General features: G+C 44.3%; 15 protein-coding genes, 2 tRNA genes and 1 rRNA gene. 14 read left to right on the top strand and 4 right to left on the bottom strand.

The genetic code is table 11. The annotated features are described in order from the left end of the window. From rrf to LC091_RS19040, 3 genes are all read left to right on the top strand, one after another. Nucleotides 1–117: ribosomal RNA gene (gene rrf, locus LC091_RS19050) — 5S ribosomal RNA — on the top strand. A gap of 32 nt (nt 118–149) precedes the next feature. Continuing rightward, nucleotides 150–226, top strand: a tRNA-Met gene (locus tag LC091_RS19045). Between the two features lie 5 nt (nt 227–231). Then, nucleotides 232–307 (top strand) — tRNA-Asp (locus LC091_RS19040). Nucleotides 308–613: 306 nt separating this feature from the next. Here LC091_RS19040 and LC091_RS19035 read toward each other — a convergent pair. Beyond that, nucleotides 614–1,537 (bottom strand): DUF2268 domain-containing putative Zn-dependent protease, encoded by a 924-nt coding sequence (locus LC091_RS19035; RefSeq protein ID WP_226683639.1) that lies wholly within the window; start codon nt 1,535–1,537, stop codon nt 614–616. 201 nt (nt 1,538–1,738) lie between these two features. Continuing rightward, nucleotides 1,739–1,999 carry a DUF3243 domain-containing protein gene (locus tag LC091_RS19030; RefSeq protein WP_404819707.1) on the bottom strand — a complete coding sequence of 87 codons (261 nt, stop codon included), beginning with the start codon at nt 1,997–1,999 and terminating at the stop codon, nt 1,739–1,741. Between the two features lie 215 nt (nt 2,000–2,214). On the opposite strand from LC091_RS19030, the gene thiL reads away from it, so the two are divergent. From thiL to LC091_RS18990, 8 genes are all read left to right on the top strand, one after another. Beyond that, complete coding sequence (gene thiL, locus LC091_RS19025; protein WP_226683637.1) at nt 2,215–3,195, top strand: thiamine-phosphate kinase; 981 nt, start codon at nt 2,215–2,217, stop codon at nt 3,193–3,195. 12 nt (nt 3,196–3,207) lie between these two features. Further along, a complete protein-coding gene (gene tsaE / locus LC091_RS19020; RefSeq protein ID WP_226683636.1) occupies nt 3,208–3,663 on the top strand; it encodes a tRNA (adenosine(37)-N6)-threonylcarbamoyltransferase complex ATPase subunit type 1 TsaE in 456 nt (151 codons plus the stop codon). After that, the gene (tsaB, locus tag LC091_RS19015; protein WP_226683635.1) at nt 3,660–4,355 is read left to right on the top strand and encodes a tRNA (adenosine(37)-N6)-threonylcarbamoyltransferase complex dimerization subunit type 1 TsaB; all 696 of its coding nucleotides are present in this window, start codon (nt 3,660–3,662) and stop codon (nt 4,353–4,355) included. The genes tsaE and tsaB overlap by 4 nt, the downstream gene beginning before the upstream one ends. Before the next feature lie 9 nt (nt 4,356–4,364). After that, nucleotides 4,365–4,814, top strand: a complete 450-nt coding sequence (rimI, locus tag LC091_RS19010) for a ribosomal protein S18-alanine N-acetyltransferase (protein WP_226683642.1) — start codon at nt 4,365–4,367, stop codon at nt 4,812–4,814. After that, nucleotides 4,811–5,845, top strand: coding sequence for a tRNA (adenosine(37)-N6)-threonylcarbamoyltransferase complex transferase subunit TsaD (gene tsaD, locus LC091_RS19005; protein WP_226683634.1), 1,035 nt, complete (start codon nt 4,811–4,813; stop codon nt 5,843–5,845). Before rimI ends, tsaD begins: the two co-directional genes overlap by 4 nt. 975 nt (nt 5,846–6,820) lie before the next feature. Next, nucleotides 6,821–7,189 carry a GntR family transcriptional regulator gene (locus tag LC091_RS19000; protein WP_226683633.1) on the top strand — a complete coding sequence of 123 codons (369 nt, stop codon included), beginning with the start codon at nt 6,821–6,823 and terminating at the stop codon, nt 7,187–7,189. Next, complete coding sequence (locus LC091_RS18995; protein ID WP_226683632.1) at nt 7,186–8,067, top strand: ABC transporter ATP-binding protein; 882 nt, start codon at nt 7,186–7,188, stop codon at nt 8,065–8,067. The genes LC091_RS19000 and LC091_RS18995 overlap by 4 nt, the downstream gene beginning before the upstream one ends. Next, nucleotides 8,060–8,761 (top strand): hypothetical protein, encoded by a 702-nt coding sequence (locus tag LC091_RS18990; protein ID WP_226683631.1) that lies wholly within the window; start codon nt 8,060–8,062, stop codon nt 8,759–8,761. Before LC091_RS18995 ends, LC091_RS18990 begins: the two co-directional genes overlap by 8 nt. 43 nt (nt 8,762–8,804) lie before the next feature. Here the strand turns inward: LC091_RS18990 and LC091_RS18985 are convergent, their stop codons facing one another. Together LC091_RS18985 and LC091_RS18980 are read right to left on the bottom strand one after the other, a co-directional pair. Further along, nucleotides 8,805–8,987 carry a hypothetical protein gene (locus LC091_RS18985; protein WP_226683630.1) on the bottom strand — a complete coding sequence of 61 codons (183 nt, stop codon included), beginning with the start codon at nt 8,985–8,987 and terminating at the stop codon, nt 8,805–8,807. An 18-nt stretch (nt 8,988–9,005) separates the two neighbouring features. Then, a complete protein-coding gene (locus tag LC091_RS18980) occupies nt 9,006–10,940 on the bottom strand; it encodes an ABC-F family ATP-binding cassette domain-containing protein (protein ID WP_226683641.1) in 1,935 nt (644 codons plus the stop codon). Nucleotides 10,941–11,316: 376 nt separating this feature from the next. On the opposite strand from LC091_RS18980, the gene LC091_RS18975 reads away from it, so the two are divergent. Genes LC091_RS18975 through tatC form a run of 3 tightly spaced genes read left to right on the top strand, consistent with a single transcriptional unit; the run spans nt 11,317 to nt 12,954 of the window. Beyond that, nucleotides 11,317–11,955, top strand: coding sequence for a redox-sensing transcriptional repressor Rex (locus tag LC091_RS18975; protein WP_148990068.1), 639 nt, complete (start codon nt 11,317–11,319; stop codon nt 11,953–11,955). 40 nt (nt 11,956–11,995) lie between these two features. Beyond that, nucleotides 11,996–12,178: a twin-arginine translocase TatA/TatE family subunit gene (locus LC091_RS18970; protein ID WP_088016791.1), complete on the top strand. Its 183-nt coding sequence runs from the start codon at nt 11,996–11,998 to the stop codon at nt 12,176–12,178. 17 nt (nt 12,179–12,195) lie between these two features. Next, a complete protein-coding gene (gene tatC, locus LC091_RS18965) occupies nt 12,196–12,954 on the top strand; it encodes a twin-arginine translocase subunit TatC (protein WP_226683629.1) in 759 nt (252 codons plus the stop codon). Nucleotides 12,955–13,047: the final 93 nt, after the last annotated feature.

The following is a 13,047-nucleotide window of genomic DNA, read 5'->3' as shown; positions in this document are numbered from 1 at the left end:
TCTGGTAATGATGGCGAAGAGGTCACACCCGTTCCCATACCGAACACGGAAGTTAAGCTCTTCAGCGCCGATGGTAGTTGGGGGATCTCCCCCTGTGAGAGTAGGACGTTGCCAGGCAAGTGCTTTTGTAAAATAGCATATATTATTATCGCGGGGTGGAGCAGTCTGGTAGCTCGTCGGGCTCATAACCCGAAGGTCGCAGGTTCAAATCCTGTCCCCGCAACCAAATAAGGTCCCGTGGTGTAGCGGTTAACATGCCTGCCTGTCACGCAGGAGATCGCCGGTTCGATCCCGGTCGGGACCGCCATTCTTTTAAAATGCGAAACTAGGTTTCGTTATTTTTTTTGTCTTTTTTAGTACGATTTATGAATTTATTCATTCAGTTTGTCGTTTATAAGCCACTTTATGATTTTATAAGCGAAGTTTTCTATTTATAATCCAACTTTTTAATTTATAAGCCACTTTATGTCATATAAATGCCATTCGACATAAATATACAAAAGATGACTCCCCAATTGTCCGTTCACTTCTTCAACATCCTCTACAACCACCAAAAAAAATGAAGCCCCATCTCGAGGCTCCATCCTATTCCATTCTATCGGTTTACTTACTATTAATTATAATTCGCCTTATGTGCTTCCAAAATCTCTTCAGAAGTAGCAGCAGACCAGTCTTCAATGGATGCACCTTCATTTGCATTCACATAGGATTGCAACATTTTATAGCTTTCGCTGTACCCATATTGACTTGGTAATCCGTTTCTTCCGCCTTTAAAGATTTCTTGTGTCTTTTTATCATCTTCTTTTTCAAGCTCGCCTTCAATTCTTGTCCATAGATCTTTGTTGTACTCTTCATCTACTGGTGCTACATCAATATTAGGATAAACAAGTTTTTGGAACATAGTTCCTTTTCCTTCAATAACAAGGTTATCTAAAACAGTAAATGTTTCGCCGTTATAATGATTATCAACCCAGTAACTGTTGTGGTATTTGTTTGCGACACCTGCTTTAAGCATTTTGTCAGTTGTATTACGATCAAAGAATACGGCGATTTTTCCTACGCCTGCAGTGACGAATGTAGCTGGTGCGTTGTTATCTGTTGGGAATACACATACAGTAGTTTTACTTCCCTCAATAGGCAATTCATTAGAAGACTTAGTTAATGCGTCTTTAATAGCAGCATTGATCTTTTGGGTATCCATTCTTTTGAGATTATCTTGGACAGCAATTCTATTTTTCGGTGGAGCAAGTGCGTAATCTGCGCTTGTCTCAAATTCGCCGCCTTTATAGCATTTATCCGCAACCTCATCAAGGATGCTTGAAGTGTACAGTGCAGTTGCCTCGTCTCCTTTTAGCCCTTCTTCATAGAATGCCTCGTACAACTGGTACACGTGGATTATCTCAAATTCTTGTCCATTATTTTCGAAGGCGTATTCTAAGCCGATTGCCTCTTCGGCATCTGCTTCCGTTCCTCCGTTGTTACAACCTGTTAATGCTACAGCCATGATGAGAAAAAAGAAAAAACTAGTAAAGCGCATTGCATTCCCTCCTAAGTTAGTATTTGCCCCCTATATAGTATATATCGGCAACCAAGTTTAAATATTCTATAAATTATGACAAATTCCTTCTTTTTTATCAATTTTTTAATAAGGAAATTTTACCCATAGAAAAAGCCACCCTAAAAGGTGGCTAATAAAAACATGTGATTTAAATGAATAAGTATATTTAAACTAGTACTATTAATCCACTAGTTTAACAAGCATATGTGCGAGTTTGTGGCGCTCGTCTTTGTCGCCGACTTTCCATAATTCTTGAAGAAGTTTCTCTTCACTGTTTCTAGGGTCTTCATGCTTTGCCAAGTAGTCTGCTACTTTTTCTGCAGCCATAGCTAGTTGTTCTTCTCCAAGGCCCACTTTCTTTCCTTTGGAGACTTTGTCACTTAAATAGCTCTTGAAGGTATCGAAGTCGGACAGGATCTGATCTTTTTTAGCAGGGTCCATGTTTTCAACTTTTTGTTCTACTCTGTCTTGAGTAGCTTCACGATCTGTGTATGCCATTTCTTATATTCCTCCTCTAAATTTAAGCGTTCTCTTGTCCATATCCTTTTTATGGGAGTGTTAAACCTATTGATGCTTTTCTTGGCAGAATTATTTTCTTTATGAAGGTGCTTTCGCTATAATAGTGGGTAGCAGTCGGAAGCAGAGGAGTGAAGAGCTTGTCCATTTCAGATGAATTTGCTTTTATTAAGGATATTCAGCCGGAGCGATTGTTTCATGCACAGAAGGTGGTTGGAATCGGGGACGACGCGGCCATTGTCGGAGTGGAAGAAGGCTTCGAGAAAATTGTGTGTGTGGATACGATGGTGGAGAGTGTTCATTTTACACGTGAAACAATGAAGCCGTTTGATATTGGATATAAGTCGTTGGCGGCCAATATAAGTGATGTGGCTGCAATGGGAGGATATCCGATGTATTACCTTGTATCCATCACGATCCCAAAGAACTGGACGCAGGAAGAACTGACGTCTATCTATGATGGCATGAAGTCGCTTGGGGAGCAATATGAGATGGATCTGATTGGCGGTGACACGACTTCCGGCAAAACGATGGTACTTAGTGTGTTTGTAATTGGGAAAGTGGAAAAAGGCAAAAGGCTGCTTCGTTCCATTGCGAGAGAAGGAGATGTGGTGTTTGTCTCTGGAACGGTTGGGGATGCGGCAGGTGGATTGGATATTCTTTTACATAATAAAAATGCCGACAAGTTTGAGATATTGTTGGAGTACCACCAGCGGCCGAAGCCTCAAGTGGCGCTTGGGAGGATTTTAAGCAAGTTCGAACGTGTTTCTTTGAACGATGTGAGTGACGGCTTGGCAAGCGAGCTTCTGGAGATTGCAGAGGCGAGCCAGGTAGATATTTTAATAAATAAGGAAACAATACCTATTAGTGAGGAATTGCAGCGTTATGATGCGGATAATGCCCTCAAGTGGGCTTTGACCGGTGGAGAAGACTTTGAACTGGTCGGATCTATTCTAGAGTCGGACTGGGATAAGCTGCAAGAGGAGTGCCTGACAGCCGGAATTAAGATTACGAAAATAGGTACCGTTTCTAGTGGCGAAGGACGAGCGTTCTTGAAGTCTCATGACGGCGCCGTGCAGGAATTGAAAAAAGAAGGATATAATCATTTTAATAGAGGTTAGGAGTAGGATGATATGTTGCAAGTGGAGCTTATGACACATTCAGCCGAGGAGACCATGGCTAAGTCCGAGGCGCTTGGCAAGTTGATGGAAGGCGGGGAGGTCCTGTTGCTAGAGGGGGATCTTGGCGCCGGGAAGACGACGTTTACGAAAGGCTTGGCAAAAGGGCTAGAGATCAAGCGAAATGTGAACAGTCCGACTTTTACCATTATAAAAGAGTACCAAGGCCGTCTTCCCCTTTATCACATGGATGTGTACCGCTTGGCAGACAGTGAAGAGGACTTGGGATTTGACGATTATTTTGAAGGAGAGGGCGTCACGGTTGTCGAGTGGGCTCATCTTATTGAAGAATTTTTACCCAGTGAACGGTTGGAAATCTATATCTATCACCATGGCGATGATGAGCGAAAGATGGTTCTCACACCCAAAGGAGAAAGATATGAAGCTATATGTAAGGAGTTAATGGAATGACCAAAGTGTTAGCGATTGATACGTCCACCTATGTGTTGGGCGTTGCGATAGTAGATGAGGATAAAGTGATCGGGGAACTGGTGACAAACGTGAAAAAGAACCATTCACTGCGCGCGATGCCGGCAGTGGAGAAGTTGATGCAGGATTGCGATGTGAAGCCGGGTGACCTTACGCGAATTGTGGTTGGAAAAGGTCCAGGTTCTTATACAGGAGTTAGGATTGGTGTGACGCTTGCGAAGACACTGGCGTGGTCACTAAATATTCCGCTTGTTGGGGTTTCAAGTTTAGAGCTTGTTGCGGCAAATGGTCGTTATTTTGACGGAAGCATTTGTGCTTTGCAAGATGCACGACGCGGTCAGGTGTATACAGGGCTTTATCGTTTCAAGGAAGATGAGTTGACGACGGAAGTGGAAGATGTCAACATCCTGATGACAGACTGGCTGCAGGCGTTAAAAGGCAAACAGGAAAGAGTGTTGTTCATCGGAAATGATGTGCACCTTCATAAGGAAACCATCATAGAGTACCTTGGGGAACTGGCACATTTTGCACAAGTCAGCGAAAATAACCCAAGACCAAGCGAACTTGCGTTTCTTGGGATGAAAAGGGACGCAGAGGATGCTCATTCCTTCGTGCCGAATTATACGAGGCTTGCAGAAGCAGAGGCGAAATGGCTGGAAAGTAAAGAAAAATAGGTGAGCGTAATGAATTCATTGATTGATATAACAAAAATGACGGTTTACGATATTGAAGGCGTGCACCGGGTGGAGTTGAAGTCGTTTGCTACACCTTGGACAAAGGACGCCTTCTATTATGAACTGACCAACAATCCATATGCCCATTACCTCGTCATGAAAGAAGAGAATCGGGTAATCGGCTATTGCGGGATTTGGATTGTGATGGGGGAAGCGCAGATTACGAACATTGCGGTGGATCCAGCATGTCGCGGCAGAAAGCTTGGCGATCTTTTACTAGGAAAAGCAATGGAATATTGTAAAATGGTTGGAGCCACCACTGTTTCACTTGAAGTAAGGGTATCAAACGTAGTGGCACAGGGGCTTTACCGGAAACACGGGTTCCAAAACGGTGGGATTCGGAAAAAATACTATGTGGATAACAATGAAGATGCACTAGTGATGTGGGTGAATATATGAAAATAACTGAAGCAAAAGACGAACTAATATTAGGAATTGAAACGAGCTGTGATGAGACAGCTGTCGCGATTATTAAAAATGGAAAAGAGATCGTGGCCAATATCGTCTCCTCCCAAATCGAGAGTCACCAGCGTTTTGGCGGAGTGGTACCAGAAATCGCTTCTCGTCATCATGTGGAGCAAATGACGGTGGTTCTAGAGGAAGCGCTGGAACAAGGCGGCGTGACAATGGCAGATATAGATGCCATTGCTGTGACAGAAGGACCGGGACTTGTTGGTGCACTGTTGATCGGGGTGAACGCAGCAAAGGCGCTGGCGTTCGCTCACCAGAAGCCGTTGGTCGGCGTCCATCACATTGCAGGCCATATCTATGCCAACCAACTGGTGGCAGACCTAGACTTCCCGTTGCTGGCGCTCGTGGTGTCAGGCGGGCACACAGAGCTTGTATATATGAAAGAACACGGTTCCTTTGAGGTAATTGGGGAAACGCGTGATGACGCGGTAGGAGAAGCCTATGACAAGGTGGCACGAACCCTTCAGTTACCTTATCCAGGCGGACCTCACATAGACCGCATGGCTGCGGAAGGGACACCTTCTATAAAGCTGCCAAGAGCGTGGCTTGAGGAAGACTCCTATGATTTTAGCTTTTCAGGTTTGAAGTCAGCAGTGATCAACACCCTTCACAACGCCAAGCAAAAAGGGGAAGAGATTGTGCCGGAGGACCTTGCGGCAAGCTTCCAGGAGAGCGTGATTGAAGTGCTCGTTGGAAAGACAATTCGCGCGATGAAGGAATACGGCGTGAATCAAGTGTTGCTTGCAGGCGGCGTAGCGGCAAACAGAGGACTGCGCGCGGCATTGCAGGAAGCTGTGGATAAGGAAGGAAAGAACCTCGTAATCCCACCGTTATCCTTGTGTACGGATAATGCAGCAATGATTGCGACTGTGGGTAGTGTGATGTACCGATTAGGAAAACGATCTGGTATGGATCTGAATGCGAATCCAGGATTGGATATTGAGAAGCCTTTTAACTGACTTTGTGCAGTTAGGAGGCTTTTTCTTTTGGATGCGCTTGCTTTGTTGAGGGGAGTGGCTTTTGGCGGTGTGTTTACGGTTATCCACAAACCTGTGGATTAAATGTGGATAGTTACCCAAATATCCACTAAAATAAACCTCCGAAATGTGAATAAAAAATGTGGATAACTTTGTGTATTTTTGTGGATAGTGTGGATATTTATCTTGATAACTTATAAAACAAGGGTGGATATGTGTATAAGACTGTGGGTAAGTGGTGCTAGTCGACAAGCTTCAGCAGGATACCTTTTTTGTTCGACAAAATGTGAGTTTGGGGGTAGGGTGGTGTGTTGGTAACTTGGAAGTTAGGTTGGATGTGGAGAAGTCTATTGGACTGAAAGGTGGTTTTGTGAGGTGTTTCGGTCGTATAGAGGGGTTCTATTGGACGGAAGGGGAGCCTGGTGAGTGGCTTCGGTAGTATAGAGGGGTTCTATAAGACGGAAGGGAAGCTCGATAAGGATCTTCGGTCGTATAGACCGCTTCTATAAGACTCTTTTGCTGCTCAGCACGCTGCTTCGGGCAAATAGAATCTTCAAAGTTACCTGACTTTTAAATGGGGGGCTGGTTTTACGTTTATCAACGCCCAAAATGAATGCAACTGATCTAAAACGGTAGCAGAGAGGCCGTCTCAGAGCCCGAAGCTGCTCCGCAGAACCAAGAACGGTAGTAGAGAGGCCGTCTCAGAGCCCGAAGTTGCTTCACAAAAACAAAAAAGGTAACAGAGAGCCCGTCTCAGAGCCCGAAGTTGCTCCGCAAAATCACAAACGGTAACAGAGATGCCAGCCCACCACAGCCCCCTAAAACAAAATTTGTAAAAATTGCTAATAACCCCATTGACTTCTCCTTCTCCAACTTGTATAGTTAGTTACATAACTAATGAACCAAACAACATAACAATAAAAACACCAGTTAACCCAAAGTAGGTGAATCATAATCATGGAAATAAATCTTAAGAGTGACATCCCCATTTTCCAGCAGGTGGCCGAACTGATCGAGAGCGGCATCTTAGAAGGCAGCATGCAGGAGGGAGAGCGGGTGCCGTCTACGAACGAATTTGCAAAATATTATCAGATCAATCCAGCAACCGCAGCAAAGGGAATCAATCAGTTGGTCGATCAGGAAATCCTATTTAAGAAAAGGGGAGTAGGAATGTTTGTGGCAGAAGGGGCAAAGAAAATTATCCTAACAAAAAGAAAAGCGGCATTTTTTAAAGACTATATTGTTCCGTTAAAAAAGGAAGCAAGCAAGCTTGGCATAACAGAAGATGAATTAACGACATTGATCGGCAAGGGGGAAGAGCAATGAAAATAGAGCTAAAGAATGTATCTAAATCGTTCGGAAGTAAAAAAGCTGTGGATAACATGTCAATAACGCTTGAGGAAAACAAAATCTATGGCCTGCTTGGACGGAACGGTGCAGGTAAAACTACATTAATGCAAATGCTAGCGGGTCATGCCCTTCCTTCATCAGGAGAAATCCTCATCAACGGTCAGAACCCATTCAACAATAGAGACATCACCAAAGATATTTGCCTCGTCAATGAAAGCAACAACTTCATCAAACGCCTTAAAATAAAAGATATTTTAAAAGTAGCATCGCTATTTTACCCTAACTGGTCGTGGGAAACGGCAAATGCACTGCTCACCACCTTCAACCTGAATCCTACCCTTAAAACGAAAGGCTTATCCAAAGGGATGGAATCCTCCCTAGGCATCATCATCGGGCTTGCCAGCAGAGCGAAAATCACGATCCTTGATGAACCTTATATCGGGCTTGATGCAGCGGCAAGGTTTAAATTTTATGAAGTGCTCTTAGAAGAATATGAAGAGTTTCCGAGAACGATCATCTTATCCACACATTTGATAGATGAGGTGAGTAACCTGTTTGAAGAAGTCGTCCTGATGAGAAGTGGGGGACTGGTTTTCCACAAATCCACAGAAGAACTTCTTGATTCAAGCATCACGGTGTCAGGGAAAAAAGAAGCGGTGGATGAGTTTGCACAAGGCAAACGCGTGTTGCATGAGTCTATCCTCGCTGGAAGAAAAACGGTTACTTTATTCGGCGAAGGATTAACAGTGGAAGAAGCGGCCCGGCACAACTTGGACGCAGATCGGAGCTCCATCCAGCAGCTGATGGTATATATGACAGAAGAAGAGTTACAGGGAGGGAAGCAATATGCTTAAAGATATGAAGGCTGTACTTTATTACTTGGCTGTGGATATGCGGTTTTCGTTTATGGTGTTTTGGTCCATTCTGTTGCTCAGTTTGACGGCCATGTTCCTAATCGTCCTTTCCTTTGACACGACGATGGTTGTTTCCACAAGCATGGCCATCTATATTTTCTGCGGGATTACGGGATTTTTGACAACAAAAGAGACCTTCCCTTATTGCATTAAGTTTGGCGCGACGAGAAACCAATACTTGCTCAGTGTTCTGATTTATTGCGCGGTCGTGGCAGTGGTGTTTTCCACTGTTCATGTCATCATCAAGAGCATTTTTGACGGGCTTGTAAGCATTGCAGCAAGCGGAAGCTTTCTCACTTACCATACGGTGGAGATGACAACTTTGGCAAACACCTGGTATAACCAACTATTTATAGATTTGATCATCTGTTTCCTCCTATTATCAATTGGCTTCTTGCTTGGCACTATCTTTTATCGCCTTGGTTTGATTGGCGGGTTTGGAACATTGGCGCTGCTTGCAATTGCTTTGCTTCTTCCGACTACGAGAGATTTCTTGTTAGATGCTTTGGTAGATATGGAAGGGTGGAAGATTGGCCTTAACTTTTCTTTGCTGGTGGCTGTGGCACTACTCGCTTTCCTGCCGAATTGGGGCATGCTGAGGAAGGCTTCCACTTTGCCTAGTGCGACGAGATAGAGAATATAACAAAACCGCACAGTCCAATCTGTGCGGTTTTTTGCTAGTTTCGCTGTTTTTTCTTTTGGAAAAATAAATAGTAAATCCCAAGGCACAATCCTGCAAGGTTGATAGCCAACATGACAAAATAATACGCCTCAATCGGGCCGGTAAAGATATAGTAAAAGTATCTAATTGTGTTCATAATAATGACCATTAATAATACAATCGAGAAAAATCTATTCATCTAATCCCCCTAACCAACTTAAACAAGTTCTTCCCATTCCTCCATCAACGCAAGCAGCCTTTCTTGAAACGCTTCATTCGCTGTGTTCAGCTCCAGCACTTTTTCATGGTCCTGATAAACTTCAGGCAAGCAAAGCTCGCTTTCGTTATTCTCGATTTTCTGTTCGAGCTCTTCCATCTCTTTTTCGATCTCTTCCACACGGCGTTTACGCTGGCGTTCGAGACGCTTTGCTTCTTTTTCCTGTTCGTAACTCATTTTCTCAGGTGCCTCAGTAGTTGCGGTTGAAGTGACCTTTTTAGAAGTAGCCGTCTCTGCTTCCAATCGCTCAAGCTCCAACGCCTCTTCTTTTTTCTCTACATAATAGTCATAGTCACCAAGGTACTCTGTTGCGCCAACCGTACTCAGTTCATAGACCTTCGTCGCCAACCGGTTGATAAAATAACGGTCATGGGACACGAAGAGAATCGTGCCGGGATAATCAATCAAGGCATTCTCAAGGATCTCCTTGCTGTCCAAGTCCAAGTGGTTGGTAGGCTCATCGAGAATCAGCACGTTTGAGCGTTCCATCATCAGCTTGGAAAGGGCAAGCCGCGCCTTTTCGCCACCACTCAATGTAGAAACAGGCTTCAGCACGTCATCTCCGGAAAATAGGAAGTTTCCTAGAACGGTCCGGATCTCTTTCTCCATTTTTTGAGGATATTCATCCCAAAGCTCCGCTAGAACGGTTTTGTTGGAAGTAAGATCTGCCTGCTGCTGATCGTAGTAGCTGATAGACACATTGGCGCCAAAGGAGAAGGTACCCTCGAGCGGCTTTAGTTTTCGGACAAGCGTCTTTAATAAGGTAGACTTCCCGATCCCATTTGGCCCAACAAGTGCGACACTGTCGCCGCGACTCATGGAAAAGTCGACATGACGGAAGACAGGATTCGTATCATAGGAAACGGACAAATCTTTCGCTTTTAGAACATCGTTGCCACTCTGGCGATCGATATCGAACATGATGGAGGCAGATTTTTCATCGCCTTTCGGACGGTCCATCACTTCCATTTTCTCCAGCTGCCTGCGACGGCTTTGGGCACGTTTGGTCGTAGAGGCACGTGCCAAGTTCTTTGCGACAAAATCTTGCAGCTTGGCAATCTCGTCTTGCTGCTTCTCAAACATTTTCATTTCACGTTCATACTGTTCTGCCTTCTGTTCCAGATACTTGCTGTAGTTTCCGATAAACTTCGCGGACTGCTTGCGCGAGATTTCGTATACAATGTTGACGACCTTGTCCAAGAAATAACGGTCATGGGAAACAATCAGCAGGGCACCAGGGTAGCCTTGCAGATAGTTCTCCAGCCAGGAAAGGGTGTCGATGTCCAAGTGGTTGGTTGGCTCATCGAGAATAAGCAGGTCGGGTTTGGTCAAAAGCAATTTCGCTAGTGCCAGGCGGGTACGTTGTCCGCCACTTAATGTTTCGATTGGTGTTTGGTAATCGTACTCGGAAAAGCGCAGTCCGTGCAGGACGGAGCGGATATCTGCTTCATATTGAAAGCCGCCTTTTTGTTTGAAGGCTTCTTGCACCTCGTCATATTCTTTGAGAATGCGAGCATACGCTACTTCATCTTCAAAATAAGCGGGATCTCCCATTTTCGCTTCGAGTGTGCGCATCTGTGTTTCGAGTTCGCGCAGGCCCGTGAATACGGTCAGCATCTCGTCCCAGATCGAGCGCTCAGTCTGCAAGCCCGTGTCCTGCGCAAGATAGCCGATCGACACGCCTTTAGGTTTAATCAGGTCTCCTGAATCAAAGGATAGCTGATTGGATATGATTTTTAATAGAGTAGATTTGCCTGCCCCGTTGCGTCCCACAAGGGCAATTCTATCTTTGGATTGTACTTCTAGTTTTATATTCGATAAAATAAGGTCAGCGCCGAAATATTTGGTCAGCTGATTTACCTGTAAAATAATCATCATCTTCACCTCGTGTAATTCTAGGTTAAGTGTATCTTTCTTTGGGGTTTACATCAAGATTTTGGGTATCTGGTTTTGAGGGAGGGGCTGGTTTTAGACGAATCGCCCGTAATTCGAGATTATCGCCCGTATTTTTTTATTTTTGCCCGATTAGTGGCAATTATCGCCCGTAAATCTGAAAAATCGCCCGATTCCACTCGAAAATCGCCCGTAAATCCAAATTTTCGCCCGATTCGGTTTCGGCCCGAGCTCCGAAATTCGAGCAACGACCTTTAGGGCCCAAAGGCAGGAAAATAAGTATAGACATAGAAATGTAATCGTTTTCGTTCCGTGTTAGAATAGAAAGGCAAACAGGTTCGACAAATGGGGGAGTAAAATGAATAACGAACAAATGAAAATTCCACAGGCTACGGCAAAGCGCCTGCCGTTATATTATCGTTTCATCCAGAACTTGCATTCGTCTGGCAAGCAGCGGGTCTCTTCTGCGGAGCTAAGTGAAGCGGTAAAGGTGGACAGTGCCACGATCCGCCGGGACTTCAGTTACTTTGGCGCGTTGGGGAAAAAGGGATATGGATATAATGTTCAATATTTGTTAACTTTTTTCAGGAAAACGCTCGACCAAGACGAATTGACATATGTTACTCTAATAGGTGTAGGTAATTTAGGAACCGCCTTCCTACATTATAATTTTATGAAAAACAATAATACGAAAATAGTGATGGCCTTTGATGTGGACGAGTCTAAGATCGGCTCGGAAATCGGAGGAGTCCCTGTTTATCATTTAGACGATATTGAAGAACAAATGCCCGAGAATGTTACGGTAGCCATCTTGACGGTTCCGGCTCCGGTAGCACAGCCAATAGCGGATAGACTTGTAGAAAAGGGCGTAAAGGGCATACTGAACTTTACACCGGCCCGTATCAATGTTCCGGAAGAGATACGTATCCATCACATTGATCTAGCGGTGGAACTGCAGTCATTGGTATATTTTCTCAAGCACTATCCAAGCGAGTAAAAAAGTTGTAGAATAAGAATATTTCGAGGAGGTGTCAAATATGGGATCATTAGGAATGGGAAGCCTCTTACTTATTGTATTTGTAGCACTACTTATTTTCGGTCCAAGCAAGTTGCCTCAACTTGGGAAAGCAGCAGGGAACACATTGCGCGAATTTAAAAACGCAACTAAAGGATTGGCCGATGACGACGACGCTAAAGAGAAAAAAGAAGAAACGAAGTAATGTAAGGATGAACATATATGCTAGATAGAGAAATGTCGGTGTATGACCATATAGGCGAGCTCCGAAAAAGAATCATCATCACAGCATCCTTCTTTTTCGTTTCGGCAATCGGCGGCTTCTTCTTGGCCGAACCGATCATTGTCTATTTACAGCAAACAGATGAAGCGAAAGAGCTGACGATGAACGCCTTTCGTATGACAGACCCCATCAAGATCTTTATGCAATTCGCCTTTTTGATTGCATTTATCATAACGTTCCCCGTCACACTCTATCAGCTTTGGGCCTTCATCAGCCCGGGTTTGTTAGAAAAAGAACGGAGAGTAACGTTAAGCTATATACCAATTTCCATTTTCCTGTTTTTAAGCGGACTAGCTTTCTCTTACTTCATTTTATTCCCGTTTGTCGTGGATTTCATGGGTAGGCTTGCAGACCGGTTGGAAATTAACCAGGTAATCGGAATCAACGAATACTTTCAATTCTTGTTTCAACTGACCTTACCGTTCGGATTACTATTTCAAATGCCTGTTATTGTGATGTTCTTAACAAGGCTAGGCCTCATTACACCATCGTTCTTGGTGGAGATCCGTAAGTTCGCTTACTTCGGTCTGCTTGTGGTCGGAGGATTGATTACACCGCCAGAACTGATCTCGCATTTGATGGTAACCGTTCCGTTGTTTTTGCTATATGAGATTAGCATTGTGATCTCTCGCGTTTCTTATCGAAAAGCGCAGAAAGCGGCAGCGTTGATGGAGCAGGAAGAGAAGATGAATAATTAAGATGTGGCAGGCTCGTCCCTTTTTTTGAGAAGGGGCGGGCTTGTTTTATTTAATGTATATAGAAACTATTGGTCTCCGTTCCAGGCGCTTCGC

The organism is Sutcliffiella horikoshii (assembly GCF_020524325.1).
In the GTDB taxonomy this organism is placed as follows: domain Bacteria; phylum Bacillota; class Bacilli; order Bacillales; family Bacillaceae_I; genus Sutcliffiella_A; species Sutcliffiella_A horikoshii_D.
Note: the sequence above shows the minus strand (reverse complement) of the source record. Positions and strands in the feature narration are given on the sequence as shown.